Raw genomic sequence first — 25,639 nt, 5'->3', positions numbered from 1 at the left:
GGGGGGGGGGTCGGGGGGCGGCCCACTGTCAGGCACTCTCCCGATTTCGACTCCCCGTCCGCTTCACGAAGCTGGTTGCCGACGACCGATCACAGGCCGTCCGAGCCCGGAAGGAAACCGCATGACCTGGCTGCGCGATTGGTCGCTGAGTGACGATGTCGCGCTGCGGCTGCTCTGTCTGCACCCCGCGGGCTCGGCGGCGCACGTCTACCGGCGCTGGCCGCGCCTGCTGCCCCCGGACATCGGTGTGGTGGCGGCGGAGCTGCCCGGCCACGGCTCCCGGCTCGCCGAGCCGCCGCTGGAGACGATGGACGAGATCCTCAAGCAGCTGTGCGCGGAGGCCGGCCCGCTGACCGACCGTCCGCTGGTGCTCTTCGGCCACAGCATGGGCGGCACCCTCGCCGCCGAACTCGCCCGCTACCTGCGGCGCGAACTGGGCGTCACCCCAAGGCTGTTGATCGTCGCCGCCTGCGAGGCGCCCCGGCGCGAGCCCCGCCGGGACTACGCCCGCTGGCTGACGGAGGACGGCGTCCTCGCCTATCTGCACGAGATGGGCGGCACCCCGCCCGAACTCCTCGCCCACAAGGAGTTCCTGGAGATGACCCTGCCGGTCCTGCGGGCCGACCTGACGGTCCTGGCCGGCCCCCGCCCGGTGGACGACCGCCCGGTGGACTGCCCGGTCCGGCTCTATCTGGGCGAGCGGGACACCACGGTCCGCGAGGATCGTGCGCTCGCCTGGCGCGAGGAGAGCGACGGCGACTTCACGGTGCGCCGCTTCGACGGCGGCCACTTCTTCGTGCAGGAACAGGTGGCCGACGTGGTCGCCCGGGTCCGTGCCGACGTGGAGCACCTGCGCATGTCCACCGGAAACACGGGACGGCCGTCATGACGTCCCCCACCAGCAGTCAGCCCACTACCAGCCCGACACAGCGAGAGGGTGAGGCGCGCATGCGCTCGGCCACACTGACAGCCGAACAGAGGGAGCTGCTCGACCGGCTGGTCGCGCGTCAGCTGCCGTCCGCCGGGGGCGGCCGTATCACCCGGTACGAGGGAGACCGCGGCGCGATCCCGCTCTCCCCCGCCCAGCAGCGCATCTGGTTCTTCAACCAGCTCGAACCCGACGCCGTCTTCTACAACGTCTCCGGCGCCGCCCGGCTCAAGGGCCGCCTGGACAGCGCCCTGCTGCACCGCTGCCTGAGCGAGATCGTCGAGCGGCACGAGGTGCTGCGCTCCACCTACCACCAGGTCGACGGCCTGCCCGTGCAGCGCGTGAACCCCTTCTCGGGCCTCGACATCCCCCTCGTCGACCTCACGCACCTGCCCGTCGCCGAGCGCGAGGCGGCCGCGCGGACCCACTGCCAGACCGTCACCGACCGGCCCTTCGACCTCGAACGCGATCTGATGCTGCGGCCCGTGCTGCTGCGGCTGGCCGAGGACGAGCACCTGCTGCTGATCGTCCAGCACCACATCGCCACCGACGGCTGGACGATGAACGTCCTCATCCGCGAGCTCGGCGAGCGCTACTCCGCCCGCGTCCACGGAGTGGAACCGCGGCTGCCGGAACTCACCGTCCAGTACGGCGACTTCGCCGCCTGGCAGCGCGAGCAGCTGAGCGGCCCGGTCATCGACCGGCAGCTGGAGTACTGGAAGGAGCAGCTCGCGGAGAACCGGCTGGTCGACATCGCGACCGGGCTGCCGACCACGGCCGAGCCGACCTGGCGGGGCAGCACGATCCCGTACCGCATCGAGCCGGGGACCTTCCGCCGGCTGACCGAGCTCGCCGAGTCGGAGCGGGCCACCCCGTTCATGGCGCTGCTCGCCGCGCAGTCGCTGGTGCTGTCCCGCTGGAGCGGCCAGGACGACATCATCATCGGCTCGGCCGTGGCCGGCCGGCGCCGGGCCGAGCTGGAGAACCTCGCGGGCTGCTTCGTCAACGAGCTGGTCCTGCGCATGCGCACCACCGGCTCGCCCACCTACCGCGAGCTGCTGCGCCAGGCCAGGGAGGTGTGCCTGAAGGCGTACGACCACCAGGACGTGCCCTTCGAGCGGATCATCGAGGTGATCACCCCGGAGCGCGACACCCGGGCCAAGGTCCCTCTGGTCAGGCACCAGATGGGCTTCGACAACTCGCCCCGCTGGAGCGTCGAGCTCCCCGAGCTGTCCTTCACCGTCGAACCGCTGAGCACGAAGACGGCACGGTTCGACATCGAGGTCGACCTGGAGCCGGACGACGACGGCGGTGTGCGCGGCACCATCTACTTCTCCACCGACGTGTTCACCGAGGACGTCGTGCGCCGCATGATGGACTCCCTGACGACGGTCATCGCCTCCGTGCTGGAGGCGCCCGACACCCCGGTGCGCTCCCTTCCCGTGGTCGGCGACCTCGACTCCGTACGGCTGGCCGAGGAGCCCGGCGACGCCCCCGTCGAGCCGGACGGCACCGCGGACGGGACGGTCCCCGCGCTGCTCGCCGAGCAGGCGCGGCAGCGGCCCGACGCCGTCGCGGTCCGGCACGGGGCGCAGAGCCTCACCTTCCGGGAGCTGGACGAGCGGGCCAACCGGCTGTCCTGGCGGCTGCGCGAGCTCGGCGTGCTCGACGGCCAGCCCGTCGCGGTCTGTCTGCCGCCCTCCCCGCGGCTGCTCGTCGCGCTGCTGGGCGTCCTGAAGTCCGGTGCCGTGGCCGTGCCGCTCTCCCCGGACGCCCGCGTGGACGACCTCAACGACGTCCTGCTGGACTGCTCCACCGCGCTCGTCCTCACCGACGGCGCGGGCCCCGACGGGCTCGACCCGATGGTGGAGCCCGTCGACATGGCGGACGACCTGGGCGACTGGCCCGCCGACCGGCCCGCGGCCACGCCCGGCCCGGAGCAGGGCGCCTTCGTCAACTACCGGCCGCCCGTGGACTCCTCGGCGCGCGGCCTGGTCAACACCCACGCCGGTGTCGTCCACCGGCTGCGCCAGGCCGTCCGCACCACGGGTGCGAGCGGCGACCAGGCGGTCCTGACGACCGGTTCCGCGTTCGACCTCGCACCCTGGGAGCTGCTGTGGCCGCTCGTCGCCGGTGCCCGTCTGGTCCTGCCCGCCGACACCACACCCGCGGCGCTCGCCGGGACCGTACGAGACGAGTCGGTCGCCGTGCTGGCCTGCACCCCGTCCACGCTCGCCGCGCTGCTCGACACGGACGGCCCCCTGCCGTCACTGCGCCAGGTCGTCTGCGCGGGTGAGCGCCCCTGGCCGGCCCTGGTGGCCCGGCTGCGCGAGGCCGCCCCCGACGCGGCACTGCACCTTCGGTCCGGCCGGGCCGACGCGGCACTGGACGTCGTGGTCCAGTCGTTCACCGAGCCCGAGCCGGGCGCCCTGCCCGGCTTGCGTCCCCCGGCCGCGGGCGCGGTGCTGCGCGTCCTGGACGCGGCGGGGCTGCCGGTGCCCGGCGCGCTGCCGGGTGAACTCTGCGTCGGCGGGGTGCCGTTGCCCGACGGGATCCTGGGCCGGCCCCAGGAGCTGCGCCGGCTCCTCGTCGAGGATCCGCTGGGCGACGGGCAGGTGCTGCGCACCGGTCTGCGGGCCCGGCGGCTGCCCGACGGCACGCTGGACGTGCTCACCGAGGAACTGCGCATCCGCACCCACCCGGTGGAGACCTCCGACGTCGCGGCCGTCCTGCACAAGGCGCCCGACGTCGACCGCGCCCTGGTCACCGCGCACCCCGGCGACCACGACGACGCGCCCGACCTGGTCGCCCACGTCTCCCTGCGGGCCGCCGACGCCACCGGCGGCGACCGTCAGCGGGCCCTGTTCGAGGAGATCTACGCCGGCCGGGCCGCCGAGGACGACCCCGCGCTCAACGTGACCGGCTGGACCAGCCCGCACACCGGCGAGACCCTGACCGCGGCCGAGATGCGCGAGTGGGCGGACACCACGTTCCGCCGCGTCATGGCGCTGCGCCCGGCGAAGGTGCTGGAGATCGGCTGCCGCACCGGCACCCTGCTGTTCCGGCTCGCCCTGCGCTGCGCCGAGTACACCGGCACCGACCTGTCGGCGCACGCCCTGCGGCACATCCGCGACCACCAGGACTGGCTCGCCAGCAAGGTCGACGACGTCACCCTGCTGGAGCGCGCCGCCGACGACTTCGAGGGCCTGCCGGACGACGGCTTCGACACGGTCGTCCTCAACGCGCTCGTCCAGCACTTCCCGAGCACGGAGTATCTGGAGCGGGTGCTGGAGGGCGCGCTGCGGGTGCTGCGGCCCGGCGGCCATGTCTATCTCGGTTCGGTGCGCAGCCTGCCCCTGGCCGGAGCCCTGCACCTGCCGGGCCGGCTGGAGCTGCTCGAGCCCGAGGACCCGGCCGCACGGCTGCGCGAGGCGCTGGCCGCCCGGATGGGCCAGGAGGAGGAACTCCTGCTGGACCCGCGGTACTTCGGCACGCTGCCCGCCCGGCTCGAAGGGCTGGGCGAGGTGTATCTGCTGCCGCGCCTCAGCAGGACCCGCAACGAACTGAGCCTGTACCACTACGACGTGGTGCTGCGCGCCCACGACCCGGCCGCGCCCGCCGCCGCGCCGGCCGCCCCTGCCCTGGACTGGCGGACGGCCGGGCTCACCGCCCGCTCCCTGGCCGAGCATCTCGCCGAGCAGGCCCCCGAGCGGCTGCTGGTCGGCTCCGTGCCGGACGCCCGGCTCCACGCGCGGCTGACGGCCCTGGACGCGCTGCACGAGGGCCGCACCCACACCGTCGCCGACACCCTTGCCGCCCTGGCCCCCAGCCCCGCCGCACCGGGCGGCCCGGTCGACCCCGCCGCGCTGGTGGCGGCGGCCGAGAAGGCGGGCTACTCGGCGCTGGTGCAGTTCGGGCCGCGCGAGGGCGAGATGGAGCTGTTCCTCAGCCGCACCGCGGCCGACGGCGACGCGCCCTCGCTGTCGCTGCCGCCGGGCCTGGGCCGGCCGGCTCCGGGCGCCGACGCGGGCGACGCCCCGCTCGCCAGCGACCCGTCGGGGGTGGCCCGGACCAAGGCCGTCACGTCGGATCTGCGCCGACGGCTCACGGAACAGCTGCCGTTCCACGCCGTGCCCGCCCATGTGGTGGTCGTGCCGGGCTTCGCCGTGGACGGCACCGGTCTCGCCGACCGGCACGCCCTGCCCCGCCCCGATGTGTCCGGCGCGGCTGCCGACGCCCAGCGGGCGCCGAGCACCGCGACGGAGCTCGCGCTGGCCGGTATCTGGACCGAGGCGCTGGGCGTCGACCGGGTCGGAGTGCACGACGACTTCTTCGCCCTGGGCGGGCACTCCCTGCTCGGCTCGGAGGTCATGGAGCGGGTGCGCGGCGAGTACGAGATCGACGTACCGCTCAGCCTCCTGTTCGAGTCACCGACCATCGCCGCCATCGCCGCGTTCGTGGACGAGCAGACGGCGAAACCCCGGGAAACTCCCGCCGCCATCCAACGCGTCGACCGGTCCGCCCTGCGCCGACGCAAGCCGGGAGCCCCGTCGGGCTCCGCCGTCTCCAAGGAGCACTCGTGACGCAACTGACCGAACCCCAGCGGGCCGCCCTGGCGGACGACTCGGCCCCCGGTGCGGCCGCCGTGAGCGCCGCGCCGGTCCTGGCCGCGCTGGTCGCGGTGCTGTACCGGCGGACCCTTCAGGACACCGTGCGGATCGGCTACCGGGACGCCGGCGCCGAGGCCGTGTTCGCCTTCGACGTGGCCGACTCGACGACGCTCGCCGAGCTCCTCGCGGACGCTGAGAAGGCCGTGCTGACCGCCGGTGACGAGGAGCCCGACCCGGGCGCGCTCACCGACGCGCACCTCGACTGGGACGTGGCCGCCGACGGACCCGCCCGGGGCGTCACCGTCGCGGCGGACGCCGCGGGCGTCGGCGTGACGCTGGGCGCGGGCGCGTTCCCGGCCGGCGAGTCCGACCGGCTGGAGCGCCAGCTCCGGCGCGCCCTGGCCGCCACGGCCGCGCCGGAGGTCCGCCTCGCCGTGCTGCCGCTGGCGTCCGACGAGGACGTCGCCGAGGCGGCCGTGCACGCCGGAACGGGCCGGGCGCCCCGGCCCGCCGAGCCGGTCCATGCGCTCGTCCAGCGGCAGACGGAGCGTACGCCCGACGCGGTGGCGGTGAGCGACGGACAGCGGTCGCTGACCTACCGCGCGCTGACGGCCGAAGCCGACCGGCTGGCCGCCCGGCTGCGCGCGGCCGGGTCGGGCCCCGGCGAGGTGGTCGCGGTGCTCGCGGAACGCTCTGTGGAACTCGTCGTCTCGCTGCTGGCCGTCCTCAGGACCGGCGCCGCCTACGCCGCGTTCGAACCGGATCTGCCGCAGCACCGCCTGCTGCGGCTGCTCGCGGACACCGGAGCCCGTACGGCCCTGGTCCAGGAGAGGTTCGCGCCGCTGGTCCCGGCCGGTGTCACCGCCCTGGTCCCGGAACCCGCGGGAAGCGCGGACCCGCACGAGGCGGGCGCACCGCCCGCGCGGGTGCCGGCCTCGGCGGCGGCGTACGTCAGCTTCACCTCGGGTTCGACGGGCGAGCCGAAGGGTGTCAGGGTGCCGCACGCGGCGGTCTCCCGGCTCGTCGTGGCCCCGGACTGGGCCGAGTTCCGCGCCGACGACGTGTTCCTGCAGCTCGCCCCGGTGGCGTTCGACGCCTCGACGCTGGAGCTGTGGGCGCCCCTGGTCAACGGCGGCAGGCTGGCCCTGCACCGGCCGGGTCCGGTGGCCGTCGAGGAGGTCGCCGCCACCCTCGTCGAACAGCGGGTGACCGTGGCCTGGATGACGGCCGGGCTGTTCCACCAGATGGTCACCCAGCACCTCGACGCCTTCGCCGGCCTCAGGCACGTGATCGCGGGCGGCGACGTGATCTCCGCCTCGCACGTCCGCCGCCTGCTGACGGCCCACCCCGGCCTGCTGTTCACCAACGGCTACGGTCCCACGGAGAACACCACGTTCACCGCCTGCTGGACCTCCGCCGAGCCCCCCGCCGGCAACTCCGTCCCGCTCGGCCGGCCCATCAGCGGCACCCGCGCCCTGGTCCTCGACGCCGAACTGCGCCCGGTCCCGGCCGGAGTCCCCGGCGAGCTGTACGCCGGCGGCGAGGGCCTGGCCGACGGCTATGTGGGCCGCCCGGGGGCCACGGCCGAGCGGTTCCTGCCCGACCCGTTCTCGACCGCGCCCGGCGCCCGCCTCTACCGCACCGGCGACCTGGCCCGCCGGCTGGCCGACGGCACCCTGGAGTTCCTCGGCCGGGCCGACCGGCAGATCAAGATCCAGGGCTACCGGGTGGAGCCGGGCGAGGTGGAGGCGGTCCTGGCCGGGCACGAGGACGTCCGGCAGGCGGTCGTGCTCACCCAGACCGACGACGTCCAGGGCAAGCGGCTGCTGGCCTACATTACCGCCGAGCGCCCCGAGGACGACGAGCCGGCCGCCCTGGGCAGGCGGCTGCGGGAGTGGCTGCGCGACGAGGTGCCCGGCTACATGGTGCCCTGGGCGATCCTCCCGCTGCCCGAGTTCCCGCTGAACCGCAACGGCAAGGTGGACCGAGCCGCCCTGCCCGCCGCCCGGCGCAGCCCGCGCTCCCTGGGCACCGAGTACACGGCCCCGCGTACCCCGACCGAGAGCGCCGTCGCCGAGGAGTGGGCCGACCTGCTGGGCGTCGAACCGGTCGGCGTGGACGACGACTTCTTCGAGCTGGGCGGCCACTCGCTGATCGCCGCCGACCTGCTCGGCCGTCTCCAGGCCCGGTTCTCGGTGGAGCTGTCCGCCCGGACCCTCTACCTGCGGCCGACCGTCGCCGAACTCGCCGAAGAACTCGACCACCACCCGGCCGCCCCGACCGGCCGCTGAGGACACAGGAGAACACCGACATGAGGCTCAACCAGCCGGTGCCGCCCGAGGACATCGATCTGGAGGCGGTCGATCTGACCGACTCCACCCTGTACGGGGCGGGCGACCCGCACTCGATATGGAACGCCATGCGCCACCGCGACCCGGTGCGCTGGCAGCAGGTCGACGACACCCTCGGCTTCTGGTCGGTGACCAGGTTCGAGGACGCCGACCTCGTGCTGCGCGACCACACGCTGTTCACCTCCCAGCGGGGCACCATGCTCTTCCTGCTGGGCAAGGAGGACCCGGCCCGGGGCCGTCAGATGGCCGCCACCGACCCGCCGCGGCACACCCGGATGCGGGTCCCGATGCAGCGCGCGCTGACCAACAAGCAGGTCGAGAAGTACCGCGACGCGGTCACCACCGAGGTGCACCGGCTGCTCACCCCGGCGCTCGGCGGCGAGCCGTTCGACTTCGCCGAGGCCATGATGAACCTGCCGATGGCGACGGCCGGCACGATGATGGGCCTGCCCCGGGCGGACTGGAAGCGGCTGACCCAGCTGACCACGATGTCCATCGCCCCGGAGGACCCGGAGTTCGCAGGGCCCGGCGGCGTCGAGGCCACCCTGCAGTCGGCGCACCGCGAGCTGTTCGCGTACTTCCACGACATCCTGCGCGAGCGCCGCGACAACCTCGGCGACGACCTGATCAGCCTGCTGCTGGGCATGGACATCGACGGCCGGCGCCTGGAGACCGGCGCGATCCTGTCCAACTGCTACAGCCTGATCCTCGGCGCCAACGTCACCACGCCGTTCGTGCCCACCGGCGCGATGGCCGAGCTGGTCGGCACCCCGCTGCTCGACGAGTGGCGCTCCGACCCGAAGCTGCTCAACACCGGTGTCGACGAGGCGCTGCGCTGGGCCTCCCCCGCCAACCACTTCATGCGCTACGCCCTTCAGGACATCGAGCTGCGCGGCAAGAAGATCCGCGCCGGGGACGCCGTGGTGGCGTGGCTGGGCTCGGCCAACCGGGACGAGGAGGCCTTCGAGAACCCGTTCACCTTCGACATCCGCCGCAAGCCCAACCGGCACATCGCCTTCGGCAGCGGCGCCCACTACTGCGTCGGACACACCGTGGCCCGGATGAGTCTGAAGATCCTGTTCACCGAACTCTTCGAGAACTTCGAGTCGTTCGAGCTGGCCGGGGAGATCGAACACCTCCACTCCAACTTCGTGGCCGGCATCAAGCACATGCCGATGGTCGCGAAGCTGAAGCAGGAGTCCGTCAAGCGCTACGCGGAGCTGGCCCGATGACCGACGACGCCCGCTGGTTCCTCCGCCGGCCCTCCGCGGAGAGCGCCGCCCGGTTGTTCGCCCTGCCCTACTCGGGCTGCGGCGCGACCATGTACCGCAAGTGGCCCCGGTTCATCGGGGACATCGAGGTGGTCCCGATCCAGCTGCCCGGGCGGGAGAACCGCTTCCGGGAGGAGTCGTACAAGACGTACGAGGCCCTCGCGGACGATCTCGTCGAGGTGCTGCTGCCCTATCTGGACCGGCCGTTCGGCCTCTTCGGGCACTGCGGGTCGGCGCTGCCGGGCTACGAGACCGCGGTGCGGCTGCTGGAGCGGGGCTATCCGATGCCGGCCCGGCTGTTCATCTCCTCGCAGGTCGCCCCGCACCAGGGACCGCACGGCCGCTTCCTTCGGATGACGGACGCCGAACTCGCCGAGGAGGTCCACCAGTTGATCGTGGAGCTCGGCGGCACCCCGCGCCCCGACCTGGTGGAGCTGAGCCTGGAGATCCTGCGCGCGGACGTGGAGACCAACAAGCGGTACCACCCGGCCGAGCCGACCCGGCTGCCCTGTCCGATCACGACGCTGGGCTGGGACCAGGACGTGGAGGTCGACCACCGGCTGATGGACTCCTGGGCGGACTGTGGCGAAACGACGTTCCGGCTGTTGGAGGGGCCACACTACCGTTTCATGGAGGCCCCGGACGATCTGCTCGACGCCTTCGTCGCGGACCTGACCGTCTGACCCCGACCGGCCCCGACCGCACTGCGAAAGGCATCCGCACTCATGACCACGGTGCGCACCGACACCCCCGAAGCGTGGGACGAGCGTTCCACGCTGACCACGTTCCTCGACTACGCGCGGGCCACCGTGGCCGCGAAGTGCGAGGGACTGAGCGACGAGGACGCCCGCAAGGCACCGCTGCCGGGCTCCCCGCTGATGAGCATCGCCGGGCTCGTCAGCCATGTGCGCTGGGTCGACTACTTCTGGCTCCGGGTGATCTTCCTGGGCGAGGAGGACCACCACCCGGCGACCGACGAGGATCCCGACCGTGAGATGCGGATCGCCCTGGACGTGCCCCTGGCCAAGCTGCTCCAGGAGTACGAGGACCAGTCGGCCGAACTGCGCGAGCTGGTCGCGAAGACCCCGCTGGACGCCGTCGCGGCCCAGCCCGTCCGGGGCGGTGTGCAGGTGACGCTGCGCTGGATCCTGAACCATCTGATCGAGGAGACCGCCCGGCACAACGGCCATCTGGACATCCTCCGGGAGCTGGCGGACGGCACCACCGGCATGTGACCTGGTGCTCTTCAGTGGTGTGGACCACTGGCTGTCTCAATCTCATCACTTCGTTGTTCTCGCAGGCCACATGGGGTTTCATGCGCTGTCGGCGCGCGCAGTAAAGCGCTGACGGCGCAACAGGCCGTACCTGTGCAGGCGATGACGTGAGGTCACGATCATGAGCACACGAGAGCAGCACAGCAGAGCGCGGCGTCTCCTGGCCGCCGCAGCCGCCGCCCTGACGGTGTCGGCCGGACTCGCGCCGCACCAGGCGGTGGCGGCGGACGGCGACAAGGTCCTCACCGTCGCGGTCGCCCAGAGCGTCGACTCACTGAGCCCGTTCCTGGCCCAGCGGCTGCTCAGCACGAGCATCCACCGGCTGATGTACGAGTACCTCACGAACTACGACCCGGGGGACGCCCACGCGGTCCCGGCGCTGGCGACCGAGTGGAAGTCGTCGCCGGACAAGCTGACCTGGACGTACACGATCCGTTCCGGCACCAAGTGGTCGGACGGGCAGCGGGTCACCGCCGAGGACGCGGCGTGGACGTTCCAGAAGATGATGACCGACGAGGGCGCGGCCACCGCCAACGGCAGCTTCGTCGGCAACTTCCGCGAGGTGACCGCCCCGAGCCCCACCGAGCTGGTCATCCGGCTGAAGAAGCCGCAGGCCACGATGACGGCCCTGGACGTGCCGATCGTGCCGAAGCACGTGTGGGAGAAGGTCGGCGACTTCTCGGAGTTCAACAACGACAAGGACTTCCCCGTCGTCGGCAACGGGCCGTTCATCCTGACCGACTACAAGCCCGACAGCTACGTACGGCTCGAGGCCAACAAGGACTTCTGGCGCGGCGCGCCCAAGTTCGACGAGCTGGTCTTCCGGTACTACAAGGACCAGGACGCCGCGGTCGCCGCCCTGCGCAAGGGCGAGGTCTCCTTCGTCGCCGGCTCGCCGTCCCTGACGCCCGCTCAGGCGGACTCGCTCAAGGGCGAGAAGAACATCCACGTCAACGACGCGCCCGGCCGCCGCTTCTACGCCCTGGCCACCAACCCGGGGGCGCGGGCCAGGAACGGCGAGAAGTTCGGTGACGGCCACCCGTCCCTGCTGGACGAGCGGGTGCGGCACGCGCTGTTCCGCGCGGTGGACCGCGAGACCATCATCGACCGGGTGTTCCAGGGGCACGCGGTGCGGGGCGAGGGCTACATCCCGCCGCGTTTCTCCACGTACTTCTGGAAACCGGCGGCCGGGCAGGAGCTCTCCTACGACCCCGCCGAGGCCGGCCGGCTCCTCGACCAGGCCGGCTACCGGAAGAACGGGGACGGCAAACGCCTCGGCAAGGACGGCAAGCCGATCACCTACCGCGTGCTGTGCCACGCCACCGATCCCAACGACAAGGCGATCGGCCAGTACCTCCAGGAGTGGTGGGGCGAGCTCGGCATCGGTGTGCGGCTCGACTGCCTGGACAACGTCACCGATCCCTGGCTGGCGGGCACCTACGACCTCGCCTTCGACGGCTGGTCCGTCAACCCCGACCCGGACTTCGTACTGTCCATCCACACCTGCGCCGCACTGCCCGCGACCCCGAAGGACACGGGCGCGACCGACAACTTCATCTGCGACAAGCGCTACGACGAGCTGTACGCGCGACAGCTCGCCGAGTACGACCCGGCGAAACGGGCGGACCTCGTCAAGCAGATGCAGTCCCGGCTCTACGACACCGGGTACATGAACGTCATGGCGTATCCGAACGCGGTCGAGGCCTATCGCACGGACCACATCGCGTCGATCACGACGATGCCCGAGAAGGCGGGCAACATCTACGGGCAGGACGGCTACTGGAGTTGGTGGTCGGCGACCCCGGCGGACTCCGACGACTCCGCCGGCGACTCCGGCTCGGCAGGCGTCGTCATCGGGCTGGCCGCGGGCGGCGCAGTCCTCGTCGCCGCGGGCGCCTTCTTCGCTCTGCGGCGCCGGGCGACCGCCGAGGACCGCGAGTAGCCGCCCATGACCGCCGACGCACCCTCGGCCTCGAACGTCAAGGCCGCCGCGCCCGTTGTCCCGGCACAGCGGGCGCGCACCGCCACGCGCTATCTGCGCTACGGCGCCGGCAAGGTGGCCGGCGCCGCCGTCTCCCTGCTCGCCGTCCTCGTCACCGGGTTCTTCCTGTTCCGGCTGATCCCCGGCGACCCGGTCAAGACGATGACGGGCGGCCGGCCCATCTCCGCCGAGCAACTGGCTGCCTACCGCGAGGAGTTCGGGCTCGACCTGCCGCTGTGGCAGCAGTTCACCGACTACTGCGGCAAGGCGCTCACCGGGGACCTGGGGACGTCGTACCAGTTCCGGGCGCCCGTCGTCGACAAGATCTCCGAGGCGCTGCCCAACACGCTGCTGCTCACCGGCACCGCGTTCGTCCTGTACACGCTGCTCGGCATCGTGCTCGGCACCCGCTCGGCCTGGCGGCACGGCGGGCTCGGGGACCGTCTGAACACGGGTCTGGCCCTGACCCTGTACTCGATCCCGTCCTTCTGGCTGGGCCTGCTGCTGATCATCGTGTTCTCGGTGGGGATGGGCCCGATTCCCGGACTGTTCCCGACCGGCGGCATGGAGTCGGGCGGCGAGGAGGGCTTCGCGTACGTCCTCGACGTCGCCCACCACCTCGTCCTCCCCGTCGTCACACTGGTCGCGGTGGAGTACGGCCAGACCCTGCTGGTGGCCCGGTCCGCGCTGCTGGACGAGATGGGCAGCGACTATCTGACGACCGCCCGCGCCAAGGGCCTCAGGGACGACCTGGTCCGGCGCCGGCACGCCGTGCCGAACGCGCTGCTGCCGACGGTGACGCTGGTCTTCGTCAATCTGGGCCGGACGGTCGCGGGCGTGATCCTCGTGGAGACGGTGTTCTCGTGGCCGGGCCTCGGCGGACTCTTCTACCAGGCGCTGAGCGTGCCCGATCTGCCGTTGGTGCAGGGCCTGTTCCTCTTCTTCGCTGCGGCGGTGATCGTCATGAACACCCTGGCCGACCTGGTGTATCCGCTGCTCGACCCGAGGGTGGGCCGATGACGACCGGGACGACGACCAAGACCGGGGCGGGGGCGGCCGGCCCGCGCGCGCTCGCCCGGCAGCGGCGGCGGCAGTCCGCCGTACGTTTCTGGAAGCGGTACCGCACCCATCGCGCGGGCCTGGTCGGCCTGGTCGGGCTCGCCCTGTTCGCGCTGGTCGCCCTGACCGCCCCGCTCACCGTCGGCACCGACGTGTCGAGTGTGACCGGGGCGCCGGGGCGGCCGATGGAGAGCCCGAGCGCCGAGTTCTGGCTGGGGACCGACCGGTTCGGGCGGGATCTGCTGGGTCTGCTGGTGTGGGGCTCGCGGGTGTCGCTGCTGGTCGGGCTGCTGGCGGCGGCGCTGTCGGTGGCGATCGGCACGACGGTCGGGGTCACGGCCGGGCACTTCAAGGGGGCGTACGCCACCGTCCTGATGCGGATCACCGACTGGTTCCTGGTGATGCCCACCCTGGTCCTCGCCATCGCGCTGGCCACCGTGCTGCCCCGCTCGCTGGGCACGGTCGTCCTCGCCATCGGCGTGACCTCCTGGCCGACCACGGCCCGGCTGGTGCGTGCGCAGACGCTGGCGGTGGAGTCACGGCCGTACATCGAACGCGCGAAGGCGCTCGGCGGCGGGCACTGGCACGTCATGTCCCGGCATGTGCTGCCCAACGTGATGCCGCTGGTCCTCGCCCAGACGACCCTGATGATCTCCTCCTCCGTCCTCGCCGAGGCGACCCTCGCCTTCCTGGGGGTGAGCGATCCGACCGTCCTGTCCTGGGGCGGCCTGCTCCAGGACGCCCGGGAGGCGGGGGCCGTCAGCTCCGGCAACTGGTGGTACCTGGTGCCGCCCGGCATCGCCATCGCGGTGGTGGCACTGGCGTTCACGCTGTGCGGACGCGCGGTGGAGTCGGTGCTGAACCCGAGGCTGGGGGTGGGGCGTTGAGCCTGCTCGACGTCAGAGACCTCACGGTCACCTACCCCGGCGGGGCCGCCGCCGTGCGGGGTGTCGACCTGGTGCTGGGGGCCGGACAGAAGCTCGGCATCGCGGGCGAGTCGGGGTGCGGCAAGTCGACGCTCGCCCTCGCCCTGCTGCGGCTGCTGCCGGCCGGGACGCGGATCGGCGGGCAGGTCCTGCTGGACGGCGAGGACGTCCTCACCATGAAGTGGGGCCGGGTGCGCGCGGTGCGCTGGGCCGGGGCGTCCATCGTCTTCCAGGGCGCGATGCACTCGCTCAACGCCGTCCACCGCGTCGGCGACCAGATCGCCGAGCCGATCCTGCTGCACCGCAAGGCGACCCCGGCGGGCGCCCGGAAGCGGGCCGGTGAGCTCCTGGAGCACGTGGGCCTCCCGGCGGCGCGGGCGTCGGCGTATCCGCACGAACTCTCCGGCGGCCAGCGTCAGCGCGTCATGATCGCCATGGCGCTCGCCTGCGATCCCCGGCTGATCGTCGCCGACGAGCCGACCACCGCGCTGGACGTGATGATCCAGGCGCAGATCCTCCGCCTCATCGAACAGCTCGTCGCGGAGCAGGAGCTGGGCCTGATCGCGATCAGCCACGACCTGGCGGTCCTCGCCGACACCTGTGACCGGCTGGCGGTGATGTACGCAGGCCGGGTCGTCGAGGAGGGCCCGGCCCGCAAGGTCTACGAGGACGCCCGCCACCCCTACGGCAAGGCCCTCTCCGAGGCGTTCCCGAGAATCGGCGACCCGGCGTCACGCTTCGCCCCGCGCGGCCTGCCCGGCGACCCACCCGACCCGTCCGCCGTGCCCCCCGGATGCGCCTTCCACCCCCGCTGCCCGGTCGCCCTGGACTCCTGCGCGGTCGACGACCAGGAACTGCGCATGGCCGACGAGGACCGCCGGGCGGCGTGTGTGCACGTCCCGGCGACGCGGGACACGAGGAGCGGATCATGACCCTCTTGAGCGCCCAGGGCCTCCACGTCACCTACCCCGCCCGCCACGGCACCCCGCCCGCCCGTGCGGTGGACGGCGTCGAACTCGACATCGGCGCCGGGGAGATCGTGGCGCTGGTCGGCGAGTCCGGCTGTGGGAAGACGACGCTGGCGCGGGCCCTGCTCGGGCTGGAGCCGCCGACCGGGGGGCGGGTCGTGTTCGACGGGGAGCCGCTGCGGTACTCGTCGCGGGCCCTGAAGGCGTACCGGCGGCGCGTCCAGCTGGTGCTGCAGGATCCGACGGGGTCGCTCAACCCACAGCACACGGTGTACGAGGCCGTGGCGGAGGGTCTGCGGATCCACGGGTACGGCGGCGACGAGCGTACGGCGGTGGCCGAGGCCCTGTCGCGGGCCGGGCTGCGGCCGCCGGAGCGCTTCTTCCTGCGGTATCCGCACGAGCTGTCCGGCGGGCAGCGCCAACGCGTCGTCATCGCGGGCGCGTTGGTGCTCGAACCCGAACTCCTCGTCGCCGACGAGCCGGTGGCCTCCCTGGACGCCTCCGTACGCGGCGAGATCCTCGCCCTGCTGCTGCGGCTGCGCGCCGACCTCGGGCTTTCGGCGCTGGTGGTGACCCATGACCTGGGGCTGGCCTGGAACATCGCGGACCGGGTGGCGGTGATGTACCTGGGCCGGATCGTGGAGACGGGGGACGTGGAGCAGGTGCTCACGGCGCCCCGGCATCCGTACACCCAGGCGCTGCTGTCGGTCCTGCCGGAGGCACCGGGCGACCCCGTGGTGCTGACCGGGGAGCCTCCGGATCCGACCCGTATCCCCGGCGGGTGCCGTTTCCATGCCCGCTGCCAGGTGCTGGCGAGCGGGGAGGCGGCGCGCGCGGGGGTGGCCGACGCCTGCCGGAACGAGGACCCGGGGGTGCTCGAAGGGGGTGCGCGGGCGCAGGTGGCGTGTCACTGGGCGCGGGCGCGGATCACCGCCTGAGGCCCGCGCGGGGAAGGGAAAGACCGGGGGCGGGAGTCTTCACTCCCGCCCCCGGTCTCCTGACGATCAATCCGATCCTGGCGGTCAGCCCTTCGAGACCGTCGTGTCACCGTCGGCGCTGTCCTCCAGGGCCTTCAGACCCTGGTCCAGCACCACGTCCTCGCCCCGGTCCGCGATGGTCGGCTCCTCCGGGAAGTGGCACGCCGTCAGGTGCCCCGGCTTGCTGCCCTCGATACGGACCAGCGGCGGCTCCTGCGTGGCGCACTTGTCCTGCGCCTTCCAGCAGCGCGTACGGAACCGGCAGCCGGACGGCGGGCTGATCGGCGAGGGCACGTCGCCCGCGAGCCGGATCCGCTCCCGCTTGGCCGCGTCGATGTCCGCGTCCGGCACCGCCGACAGCAGCGCGTGCGTGTAGGGGTGACGGGGACGGTTGTAGAGCGAGTCGCGGTCCGCGATCTCCACGACCTTGCCGAGGTACATCACCGCGATCCGCTGCGAGAAGTGCCGCACGATCGCCAGGTCGTGGGCGATGAAGACGAACGCGATCCCCATCTCCCGCTGCACCTCCTGCAGCAGGTTCACCACCTGGGCCTGGATCGACACGTCGAGGGCCGAGACCGGCTCGTCCGCGATGATCAGCTTCGGCTGCAGCGCGACGGCGCGCGCGACACCGATGCGCTGGCGCTGGCCGCCGGAGAACTCGTGCGGGAAGCGGTTGTAGTGCTCGGGGTTGAGACCGACGATCTCCAGGAGCTCGCGGACCCGCTTCTCCCGGCCACCGGGCGGGTTGATCCCGTTGATCTCCATCGGGCCCGAGATGATCTTGCCGACCGTCTGCCGCGGGTTCAGCGAGGCGTACGGGTCCTGGAAGATCATCTGGATCTCGGACCTGATCGGCGCCATCTGCGAGCGGCTGGCGCGACTGATGTCCCGCCCCTTGTACTCGATGGTGCCCTCGGTCGGCTCGTACAGCCGGGTCAGCAGTCGCCCGGTCGTCGACTTGCCGCAGCCGGACTCGCCGACCAAGCCCAGGCTCTCGCCCGGGAAGACCTCCAGGTCGACGCCGTCGACGGCCTTGACGTGACCGACGGTGCGCCGGATCGGGAAGCCGCCCTTGATCGGGAAGTGCTTCTTCAGGCCGGTGACCCGAAGGAGCGGCGCGCCGTCCTCGTCCCGCTGCTGCGGGATCGCGTCGGCGACCGCCGTGGTGGTGTTGCTGTTGTCGCTCATGGTGATGCCCCAGTCCCGGTTTGGCTCAGCCCAGCCGGGGCTGAATCGTCTCGATGAACAGCTGCTGCCGCTGGTCCCCCGACAGATGGCACGCGGCTGCGCGCCCCGGGGCGAGCAGCGGCCGCTCGCTGGAGCAACGGCCCCCGGCCACGTCCTCGGTGAACGCGCACCGCGGATGGAAGGCGCAGCCCGAGGGCGGGTTGAGCAGCGAGGGCGGCGATCCGGGGATCGGCACCAGCGGCTCGTCGACATCGGAGGTGAGCCTGGGCATCGACCCCAGCAGGCCCCAGGTGTACGGGTGCTGAGGCGTCTTGAGCACCTCGCGCACCGTGCCCCGCTCGACCGCCCGGCCCGCATACATCACGAGGATGTCGTCGGCCATGTTGGCGACCACGCCGAGGTCGTGGGTGATCATGATGATGGCGGAGCCGAACTCCTGCTGGAGGTCCTTGAGCAGGTCCAGGATCTGCGCCTGCACCGTCACGTCGAGTGCCGTGGTGGGCTCGTCGGCGATGAGCAGGTCCGGGTCGCAGGAGAGCGCCATCGCGATCATGGCGCGCTGGCGCATACCGCCGGAGAACTGGTGCGGGTAGTCGTCGACCCGCTGCTGCGGGTGCGGGATGCCGACCTTCTCCAGCAGATCGATGGCGCGCACCCGGGCGTCCCGCTTGGAGGCGCCGGTGTGCTTCATGAACGGCTCGCCGATCTGCCGGCCGACCGTGTAGTACGGCGACAGCGCGGTCAGCGCGTCCTGGAAGATCATCGCCATCTTCTTGCCGCGCAGCGTCTCCAGCTGCTTCTCGCCGGCGTCGGTCAGCTCCTGGCCGTCCAGGGTGATCGAGCCGTCGATGGCGGTGTTCTTGCGGTTGTGCAGGCCGAGGACGGCGAGGTTGGTCACCGACTTGCCGGACCCGGACTCGCCCACGATGCCGAGGGTCTTGCCGCGCTCCAGGTCGAAGGAGAGCCCGTCCACCGCCTTGACGACGCCGTCCTCGGTGGAGAAGTGGACCTTGAGGTCACGTACCGAGAGAAAGGCCCGCTCCGCGGCGGTGGCCGCGGCCTCTTCGGGCTTGGTCTGAGTGGTCACGGTGGTTCTCCTAGGACAGGCGCACGCGCGGGTCGATGACGGCGTACAGGGCGTCCACGATCAGGTTGAAGACGATGATGAGCGCGGCGCTGACCAGCATGACGCCCATCAGCATCGGAAGGTCCTTGTTGACGACGGACTCCAGCGCGAGCCGGCCGAGACCGGCCAGACCGAACGTGAACTCCGTCACCATGCCGCCCGCCAGCAGGGAGGACAGGTCGATGCCGAGGATGGTCACGATGGGGATGAGCGAGCCCCGCCAGGCGTAGCGGAAGAACACGTAGTTGGACGACATGCCCTTGGCACGGGCCGCCTTCACGTGTTCTTCCTGTAGTTGCTCGATCATCGAGGAGCGGCTCATACGGGTGTAGTTGGCCGTGAAGATGGTCGCCATGACGACCCAGGGGATCAACAGGCCCATGAACCAGCCGCCGAGGTCCTCGGAGAACGGCACGTACTTCGGCTTCTCGAGCCAGCCGGTGCTGTAGACCAGCGCGAGCAGGACCAGCGGGCCGAGGAAGTAGATCTGCATCGAGCTGATGACCAGCGAGGCCGAGCTGAACGTCTTGTCCAGCCAGGTGCCGCGGTACTTGGCGGCCAGCAGACCGGCGCCGAGGCCGAGCGTGAGGAAGACCAGCAGGCTGCCGACGGTCAGCGAGAGGGTCAGCGGGAAGCGGTCGAGGATCGTGTCCCAGACGTTCTGGTTGTTGGCGAAGGAGACGCCGAAGCAGGGGGCGGCGCAGTGGCCGACGGCGAAGTCCCGGCCGGCGAAGATGCCGACGAGGAAGTTCCAGTACTGCACCGGGACCGGCGAGTCGAGGCCGAGGTTCTTGTGGATGATCGCCAACGCGTCCGGAGTGCAGTTCTTGCCACAGGCCAGCAGGGCCGGGTCCTGCGGGATGGCGAAGAACATGAAGAACGTGAACGCGCTGATCAACAGCAGGATCAGCGCCGCGCCGAACGTTCGGCGAATGAGGAATTGAAGCATGGCAGGCAGCTGCTCTCAGGACGGCGGCAGTCGATGGTGAGGTCTGGAAGATCCGGGCCCCGGTGGTGGGCGCTCCGCCACGCGCCCACCACCGGTCTCCCGACGTACCGGGTTACTTCTTGAGGAAGATCCGGGTGACGTCCACGTAGCTCGAGTCCGAGCTGTAGCGGATGCCGCCGATGTTCGAACCGAAGATCTGGAAGACCTTGGTGTAGTAGATCGGGGCGGCCGGGTTGACCTTCTCGGTGATGTACTTGTTCAGCGCGTCCCAGGCCTTGGTGGCCTCAGCGGTGTCCGTGATCTTCACGATGCGCGCGATCTCGGAGTTGACGTGCTCGTCGTTGATGTGCGAGTAGTTCGACGCGCCGTCCTGGATGGTGGTGCCGTCGTACAGCGGCGGGAAGACCGTGGACGCGGACGGCCAGTCCTGGCCCCAACCGGTCATGTAGAGGTCGTAGCCGTTCTTGACCTTGCCGACCTGCTCGTACCAGGTGGCGGAGTCGATCTCCTTCTTCTGGACGTCGAGGCCGATCTTCTCCAGCGCGTCGGCGATCAGGACGGCCTGCTGCTGACGGACCGGCGTGTTGCCGTAGGCGTAGACGATCTTCTTGCCCTTGAAGCCGCCCTCGTCGATCAGCTTCTTGGCGGCCGCGATGTCACCGTTGGGCTTCTTGGACCGGTTGAACGGGTCGTACTTGTCGTCGTAGCCCGGAGTGGTGGGCGACATCAGCGAGTTGGCGACCTCACCGCCGTAGGCGCCACCGTCGGCCTTGAAGACCGAGGCGGACGGCAGGGCCAGCGTGATGGCGTCGCGGAGCTTCTTGTCCTTGACGCGGTCCATGTTGAAGTTGAGCTGCCACACGTAGGGCGCGTAGCCCTGGATGGTGCGCTTCATGGCGGCCTTGTCGCTCACGACGGCCTGGAGCTGCGTGGTGGCGACCTGGCCCGTGAACATCATCGTGTTCTTGGCGTCGCCCTGGTCGGCGAGGAGGGTCTTGGTCTGGTCCTCGTCGTCGTGGTTCATCTCGATGTTGAAGCCGTCGACGTACTGGTGACGCACCGAGTCGGACTTCGGGTCCCACTGGGTGTTCTTGACGAGCTTCATCGACTTGCCCGGCTTGAAGTCGGCGATCTTGTACGGGCCGACCGCGACCGGGGCGTTGTCGTACTTCTCCTTGGTGTCCGTCTCCTCCGGGACGACGCTGTAACCGGGCATGGTCAGCATCTGCGGGAGGTCGGGCTGCGCGTCCTTGAAGTGGAAGACGATCGTCTTGTCGTCCGGCGTCTCCAGGACGTTGTCGGGCAGGTGCTTGCCCTTGTCCGGACCCGCGTAGGCCTTGCGGTAGGTGGTGCCGGCACCCGACAGCCACTGCTGGAGGTAGGTCGGGCCGTCGGTGATGTACGAGGAGTACAGGCGCTCGACCGTGTGGCGGATGTCCGCCGAGTTGATCGGGTTGCCCTTCTCGTCCTTCAGACCGGACTTCAGGGTGTACGTCCAGGTCTTGCCGCCGTCGGAGACCTTGCCGGCGTCGGTGGCGAGGTCGCCCACGACGGTCAGGTTGCCCTGGTCGTCCTCGGAGTACTGGGTCAGACCACGGAAGATGAGACGGCTGAGCAGCTTGCCGTCCGAGACGTAGATCTGGCCCGGGTCCAGGTGCGAGAAGTCCGCCTCCTGGTAGACGTTGGCGGTGCCGCCCGCCTTGGCGCCGGGGACCTCGGGGGCCGGGCCGGTGGAAGCCTTGGCGTCGCCGATCTGAACCGGCTTGGACTGCGCCTTGGCGTCCTCCTTCTGCTTGCTGTTGTCCTTGGCCGCGCTGTCGCTGCCGCCGCCACAGGCGGTGAGGGTCAGGGCGCCGGCTGCCACCGCGACAAGCGCGGCCGTCGTGGTGCGGTTACGGAAGATGCTCATGGATTGGAATCCACCTGCCTGTGAGTAGTGAGCAGTGCTGGTAGCTGGCCGGAGCCGGGCCGTGGGGACCGAGGCCGACGTGGGCAAGAGCGTGGCCTGCCCGTGTGGGGGGCTCTCAGCGACCGGTCTTGGGATCGAAGGCGTCCCGGACCGAGTCGCCGAGGAGGTTGAAGGCCACGACGAAGACCACCATGGCCACGCCGGGGAAGAGCATGTAGTACGGGTCCTGCTCGACGATGCGCGCGCCGATGGCGAACATCCGCCCCCAGTCCGGGGTGGGTTCTACGTATCCCACTCCCACGAACGAGAGGAAGGCGATGCTCAGGATGGTGCTCGGCAGCGTGAGCGTGAACTGCACCAGCGTCGGGGTGACGATGTTGGGCAGCAGCTCCTTGCGGATGATCCTCCAGGGCGAGGCCCCGGAGATCCGCGCCGCCTCGATGAACTCCCGGTCGCGCAGCGACATGCTTGCGGCCCGGACGATCCGCGCCATGCTCATCCAGCCCAGGAAGGACAGGACGATGATGATCGCGCAGGTGCGCACATAGGTGGGCGTCTCCTCGTCGGGAGCGACGAAGACCGTGGTGATGACCGGCATCGCGGCGACGAAGAACAGCTGGTTGGGCAGCGCCATGAAGAAGTCGGTGACCCGGCCGAGCCAGTAGTCGGCCTTGCCGCCGAAGTAGCCGCCCGCGAGGCCGATCAGCACACCCACCACGGTCATCAGCACCGTCGCGGCCAGGGCCGTGAACATCGAGGTCCGCATGCCGTACAGCAGCTGGGTGAAGACGTCACGGCCGAGGCCCGGCTCGATACCGAACCAGAACTCCCCGTCCATGCCGCCGGCGGGCTTCGCCGGCATGGTGAACATGTCCAGGAGCTCGGGGTTCTCCTGACCGTAGAGCGTGTACGGGTCCTTGCCGTACAGCTTGGAGATCAGCGGCGCCGCTGTCGCGATCGTGAAGAAGAACAGGACGACGACGGCGGAGACCACACCGGTTCGGTCGCGCTTGAAGCGGCCCCACATCAACTGCCCGGGGCTGCGTCCCTCAAGCTTCTTCGACTCCTTGGCGTCGCCGTGCGGCGCGCTCTCCTTGTCCACGAGGGAAGGGGTTTCAGCACCCTCGAGCTCGATTGGACTCGTCATGATTCGTCCGTTTCACAGATGTTGGAGGTCGTCTGCACTGCACAGTGCCCGACGGCCTTCGCACGGCGTACATCTTTCGCAGCGTGCGAGGAGAACGACAACGGCTGGGGGTGAACCCCGTGAGGAACCCTGGTTCGCGATCGGAACCGACCGCCGACGGCACGTACCGTCAGGGAAGTTCGCGACGCCTGGCCGCGGTCACAACCGCCGCAACGGGACTCCACGCACCCGCGGGGCCTACATCTGCCATCCGGGACGACGTGACCCATATGGCGCTTGTGGCACCTCGCATGGGTTCCTCCTCATGAATCCGCTGGTTCACTGCAAAGGGGCAGCACGCGACACGTCCGGGCCCGTCGCCGGTGCCCAGGTTCGCCAGGTGCCCCCACGCTCGCGAGTCGGCGCCCCGTCAGCGCGTGACCCGTTCTTCCGAGCTCTACGCGCCTAACTATCTGCTATCGGCCAGGGGACGAACCACACTCTCGAGGTCTCGGTTCGATCACAGATAGGGGCTAGGTCTTCCAAAACCCGGACAAAGGGTTTGGTGAGAGATCGCTGCGAAACGGACTTGTTACACATCTATCGGGGGGAGGTGTCCGTTTACCGGACGTACCGCGCCGGAAAAACGGTTGCCTGTCGCGCACTCTCGGTGCAAGGTGCCCCCGCCTCGGGCCGAGGGACCGTCAGGCGAGTTGCTTCCGGGCAGGTTAATAGGATTCGACCCGCTCAGCGGCCTCTCACAACAGATTCAAGGGTTTTCCCTACGCTTCCACCGGGCGACGTCGCGGCAGCCGCGCCCGCCCTTCGCGCAAAACGGCACCGGGCACCCGCTGGCGGGGTGCCCGGTGCCGTCCCGGGCGCGAATCAGCCGTGTTCGGCGCGTCCTCAGCCGCGCCGAGAGCGTCCTCAGCCGTGCTTGGCGCGGCTCGCGGCGCGGGCGCGCTCGCGGGCGTCCAGGTTCACCTTGCGGATACGCACGGCCTCCGGGGTGACCTCCACGCACTCGTCGTCGCGGCAGAACTCCAGGGACTGCTCAAGCGACAGCTTGCGCGGCGGGACGATCGACTCGGCCACATCGGCCGTGGACGACCGCATGTTGGTGAGCTTCTTCTCCTTGGTGATGTTCACGTCCATGTCGTCGGAGCGCGAGTTCTCGCCGACGATCATGCCCTCGTACACCTCGGTGCCCGGCTCGGTGAACAGCACGCCGCGCTCCTGGAGGTTCGTCATCGCGAACGCGGTGACGGCACCGGCGCGGTCGGCGACCAGCGAGCCGTTGTTACGGGTCTGCAGGGCGCCGAACCAGGGCTCGTGGCCCTCGTGGATGGAGTGGGCGATGCCGGTGCCGCGGGTCTGGGTCAGGAACTCGGTCCGGAACCCGATGAGACCACGGGAGGGCACGACGAACTCCATCCGCACCCAACCCGAGCCGTGGTTGGACATGTTGTCCATACGGCCCTTGCGGACACCCATCAGCTGGGTGACGGCGCCCATGTGCTCCTCGGGCACGTCGATGGTCATGCGCTCGACGGGTTCGTATACCTTGCCGTCGACGTCCTTGGTGACGACCTGCGGCTTGCCGATGGTCAGCTCGAAGCCCTCGCGGCGCATCTGCTCGACCAGGATGGCCAGCGCCAGCTCGCCACGGCCCTGGACCTCCCAGGCGTCGGGGCGCTCGGTCTCGAGGACACGGAGGCTGACGTTACCGATCAGCTCACGGTCGAGCCGGTCCTTGACCTGGCGGGCGGTGACCTTGCGGTCCTTGACGGCCGCCTTCGCGTCGGCGCCCTTGCCGGTGCCGCCGCGGCCGACCAGCGGGGAGGTGTTGGTGCCGATGGTCATGGAGATCGCGGGCTCGTCGACCGTGATCAGCGGCAGCGGCACCGGGTTCTCGGTGTCGGCGAGCGTCTCACCGATCATGATGTCCGGGATGCCGGCGACGGCACAGATGTCACCGGGGCCCGCCTTCTCGGCCGGCTTGCGCGTCAGCGCCTCGGTCATCATCAGCTCGGAGATCCGCACGTTGCTGACGGACCCGTCGCGCTTCATCCACGCGACCGTCTGCCCCTTCTTCAGCTCGCCCTGGTGGACACGGAGCAGGGCGATACGGCCGAGGAAGTTGTCGGCGTCGAGGTTCGTCACATGCGCCTGGAGCGGGGCGGCCTCGTCGTAGGTCGGGGCCGGGATGTGCTCGAGGATGGTCGAGAAGAACGGCTCGAGGCTGGTCGAGTCGGTCGGTACGGTCCCGTCCTCGGGCTTGGTGAGGGAGGCGATCCCGTCACGGCCGCACGCGTAGACGATCGGGAACTCGATCTGCTCCTCGTCGGCGTCCAGGTCGAGGAAGAGGTCGTAGGTCTCGTTGACGACCTCGTCGATACGGGCGTCGGGCCGGTCGGTCTTGTTGATGCACAGGATGATCGGCAGGCGGGCCTGGAGGGCCTTGCGCAGTACGAAGCGGGTCTGCGGCAGCGGCCCCTCGGAGGCGTCGACGAGGAGAACGACGCCGTCGACCATGGACAGACCGCGCTCCACCTCACCGCCGAAGTCGGCGTGGCCGGGGGTGTCGATGATGTTGATGGTGATGACATCCCCCCCGTCCTTGGGGTGGTACTTCACCGCCGTGTTCTTGGCGAGGATCGTGATGCCCTTCTCACGCTCCAGGTCGTTCGAGTCCATCATGCGGTCGTCGACGGAGTCGAGCTGGTGCGCGGCGAAGGCACCGGCCTGCTTCAGCATGCCGTCGACGATGGTGGTCTTGCCGTGGTCGACGTGGGCGACGATGGCGACGTTGCGGATGTCGTGGCGCGTGGCCATATTGCGGCGTACTCCCGGAGTGGTGAGGACGGCTCTCGCGTACGTCTGTGTTACGCGGGCCCTGCCGGGCTGGACACGCCACGGCCTTACCCCATGGTACGTGGCCGCCCCCACTGAGGCTCGCCGCCCTACATCCCCCCAGGTCACCCCCCATTTTC

At 70.7% G+C, this 25,639-nt stretch carries 17 protein-coding genes; 11 read left to right on the top strand and 6 right to left on the bottom strand.

The annotated features are described in order from the left end of the window. The first annotated feature begins 121 nt into the window (after window positions 1–121). From L0P92_RS25550 to L0P92_RS25500, 11 genes are all read left to right on the top strand, one after another. Entirely contained in the window at window positions 122–889 is a 768-nt protein-coding gene (locus L0P92_RS25550) for a thioesterase II family protein (RefSeq protein WP_234765336.1), read from the top strand. Between the two features lie 59 nt (window positions 890–948). Further along, window positions 949–5,511 (top strand): non-ribosomal peptide synthetase, encoded by a 4,563-nt coding sequence (locus tag L0P92_RS25545; RefSeq protein ID WP_234765335.1) that lies wholly within the window; start codon window positions 949–951, stop codon window positions 5,509–5,511. Continuing rightward, a complete protein-coding gene (locus L0P92_RS25540) occupies window positions 5,508–7,829 on the top strand; it encodes a non-ribosomal peptide synthetase (RefSeq protein ID WP_234765334.1) in 2,322 nt (773 codons plus the stop codon). The genes L0P92_RS25545 and L0P92_RS25540 overlap by 4 nt, the downstream gene beginning before the upstream one ends. A gap of 20 nt (window positions 7,830–7,849) precedes the next feature. Next, window positions 7,850–9,121 (top strand): cytochrome P450, encoded by a 1,272-nt coding sequence (locus tag L0P92_RS25535; RefSeq protein WP_234765333.1) that lies wholly within the window; start codon window positions 7,850–7,852, stop codon window positions 9,119–9,121. After that, window positions 9,118–9,843 (top strand): thioesterase II family protein, encoded by a 726-nt coding sequence (locus L0P92_RS25530; protein WP_234765332.1) that lies wholly within the window; start codon window positions 9,118–9,120, stop codon window positions 9,841–9,843. The genes L0P92_RS25535 and L0P92_RS25530 overlap by 4 nt, the downstream gene beginning before the upstream one ends. 42 nt (window positions 9,844–9,885) lie before the next feature. Continuing rightward, on the top strand, window positions 9,886–10,395 hold the full coding sequence (locus L0P92_RS25525) for a DinB family protein (RefSeq protein ID WP_234765331.1): 510 nt from the start codon (window positions 9,886–9,888) through the stop codon (window positions 10,393–10,395). 160 nt (window positions 10,396–10,555) lie between these two features. Further along, the gene (locus L0P92_RS25520; protein ID WP_234765330.1) at window positions 10,556–12,376 is read left to right on the top strand and encodes an ABC transporter substrate-binding protein; all 1,821 of its coding nucleotides are present in this window, start codon (window positions 10,556–10,558) and stop codon (window positions 12,374–12,376) included. Window positions 12,377–12,382: 6 nt separating this feature from the next. After that, window positions 12,383–13,435 (top strand): ABC transporter permease, encoded by a 1,053-nt coding sequence (locus L0P92_RS25515; protein WP_234765329.1) that lies wholly within the window; start codon window positions 12,383–12,385, stop codon window positions 13,433–13,435. Next, window positions 13,432–14,361: an ABC transporter permease gene (locus L0P92_RS25510; RefSeq protein ID WP_234765328.1), complete on the top strand. Its 930-nt coding sequence runs from the start codon at window positions 13,432–13,434 to the stop codon at window positions 14,359–14,361. Before L0P92_RS25515 ends, L0P92_RS25510 begins: the two co-directional genes overlap by 4 nt. Next, window positions 14,358–15,332, top strand: coding sequence for an ABC transporter ATP-binding protein (locus tag L0P92_RS25505; protein ID WP_234765327.1), 975 nt, complete (start codon window positions 14,358–14,360; stop codon window positions 15,330–15,332). Before L0P92_RS25510 ends, L0P92_RS25505 begins: the two co-directional genes overlap by 4 nt. Further along, window positions 15,329–16,306, top strand: coding sequence for an ABC transporter ATP-binding protein (locus L0P92_RS25500; RefSeq protein ID WP_234765326.1), 978 nt, complete (start codon window positions 15,329–15,331; stop codon window positions 16,304–16,306). Before L0P92_RS25505 ends, L0P92_RS25500 begins: the two co-directional genes overlap by 4 nt. 84 nt (window positions 16,307–16,390) lie before the next feature. On the opposite strand, the gene L0P92_RS25495 is transcribed toward L0P92_RS25500, so the two are convergent. From L0P92_RS25495 to typA, 6 genes are all read right to left on the bottom strand, one after another. Beyond that, entirely contained in the window at window positions 16,391–17,536 is a 1,146-nt protein-coding gene (locus tag L0P92_RS25495; protein WP_234765325.1) for an ABC transporter ATP-binding protein, read from the bottom strand. A 25-nt stretch (window positions 17,537–17,561) separates the two neighbouring features. After that, entirely contained in the window at window positions 17,562–18,623 is a 1,062-nt protein-coding gene (locus L0P92_RS25490) for an ABC transporter ATP-binding protein (RefSeq protein ID WP_234765324.1), read from the bottom strand. Window positions 18,624–18,633: 10 nt separating this feature from the next. After that, entirely contained in the window at window positions 18,634–19,611 is a 978-nt protein-coding gene (locus L0P92_RS25485; protein WP_234765323.1) for an ABC transporter permease, read from the bottom strand. 112 nt (window positions 19,612–19,723) lie between these two features. Further along, window positions 19,724–21,520: an ABC transporter substrate-binding protein gene (locus L0P92_RS25480; RefSeq protein WP_234765322.1), complete on the bottom strand. Its 1,797-nt coding sequence runs from the start codon at window positions 21,518–21,520 to the stop codon at window positions 19,724–19,726. A 115-nt stretch (window positions 21,521–21,635) separates the two neighbouring features. Next, a complete protein-coding gene (locus L0P92_RS25475; RefSeq protein WP_234765321.1) occupies window positions 21,636–22,667 on the bottom strand; it encodes an ABC transporter permease in 1,032 nt (343 codons plus the stop codon). Window positions 22,668–23,573: 906 nt separating this feature from the next. Continuing rightward, entirely contained in the window at window positions 23,574–25,481 is a 1,908-nt protein-coding gene (typA, locus tag L0P92_RS25470) for a translational GTPase TypA (protein WP_234765320.1), read from the bottom strand. Window positions 25,482–25,639: the final 158 nt, after the last annotated feature.

It is taken from the genome of Streptomyces muensis (assembly GCF_021474425.1).
In the GTDB taxonomy this organism is placed as follows: Bacteria; Actinomycetota; Actinomycetes; order Streptomycetales; family Streptomycetaceae; genus Streptomyces; species Streptomyces muensis.
Note: the sequence above shows the minus strand (reverse complement) of the source record. Positions and strands in the feature narration are given on the sequence as shown.

Bases quoted from the DNA above. Each gene is read 5' to 3' on its own strand.
- L0P92_RS25550 (WP_234765336.1), top strand. From the start codon at position 122: ATGACCTGGCTGCGCGATTGGTCGCTGAGTGACGATGTCGCGCTGCGG.
- L0P92_RS25545 (WP_234765335.1), top strand. From the start codon at position 949: ATGCGCTCGGCCACACTGACAGCCGAACAGAGGGAGCTGCTCGACCGG.
- L0P92_RS25535 (WP_234765333.1), top strand. From the start codon at position 7,850: ATGAGGCTCAACCAGCCGGTGCCGCCCGAGGACATCGATCTGGAGGCG.
- L0P92_RS25530 (WP_234765332.1), top strand. From the start codon at position 9,118: ATGACCGACGACGCCCGCTGGTTCCTCCGCCGGCCCTCCGCGGAGAGC.
- L0P92_RS25525 (WP_234765331.1), top strand. From the start codon at position 9,886: ATGACCACGGTGCGCACCGACACCCCCGAAGCGTGGGACGAGCGTTCC.
- L0P92_RS25520 (WP_234765330.1), top strand. From the start codon at position 10,556: ATGAGCACACGAGAGCAGCACAGCAGAGCGCGGCGTCTCCTGGCCGCC.
- L0P92_RS25515 (WP_234765329.1), top strand. From the start codon at position 12,383: ATGACCGCCGACGCACCCTCGGCCTCGAACGTCAAGGCCGCCGCGCCC.
- L0P92_RS25510 (WP_234765328.1), top strand. From the start codon at position 13,432: ATGACGACCGGGACGACGACCAAGACCGGGGCGGGGGCGGCCGGCCCG.
- L0P92_RS25500 (WP_234765326.1), top strand. From the start codon at position 15,329: ATGACCCTCTTGAGCGCCCAGGGCCTCCACGTCACCTACCCCGCCCGC.
- L0P92_RS25495 (WP_234765325.1), bottom strand. From the start codon at position 17,536: ATGAGCGACAACAGCAACACCACCACGGCGGTCGCCGACGCGATCCCG.
- L0P92_RS25485 (WP_234765323.1), bottom strand. From the start codon at position 19,611: ATGCTTCAATTCCTCATTCGCCGAACGTTCGGCGCGGCGCTGATCCTG.
- L0P92_RS25480 (WP_234765322.1), bottom strand. From the start codon at position 21,520: ATGAGCATCTTCCGTAACCGCACCACGACGGCCGCGCTTGTCGCGGTG.
- L0P92_RS25475 (WP_234765321.1), bottom strand. From the start codon at position 22,667: ATGACGAGTCCAATCGAGCTCGAGGGTGCTGAAACCCCTTCCCTCGTG.
- typA (WP_234765320.1), bottom strand. From the start codon at position 25,481: ATGGCCACGCGCCACGACATCCGCAACGTCGCCATCGTCGCCCACGTC.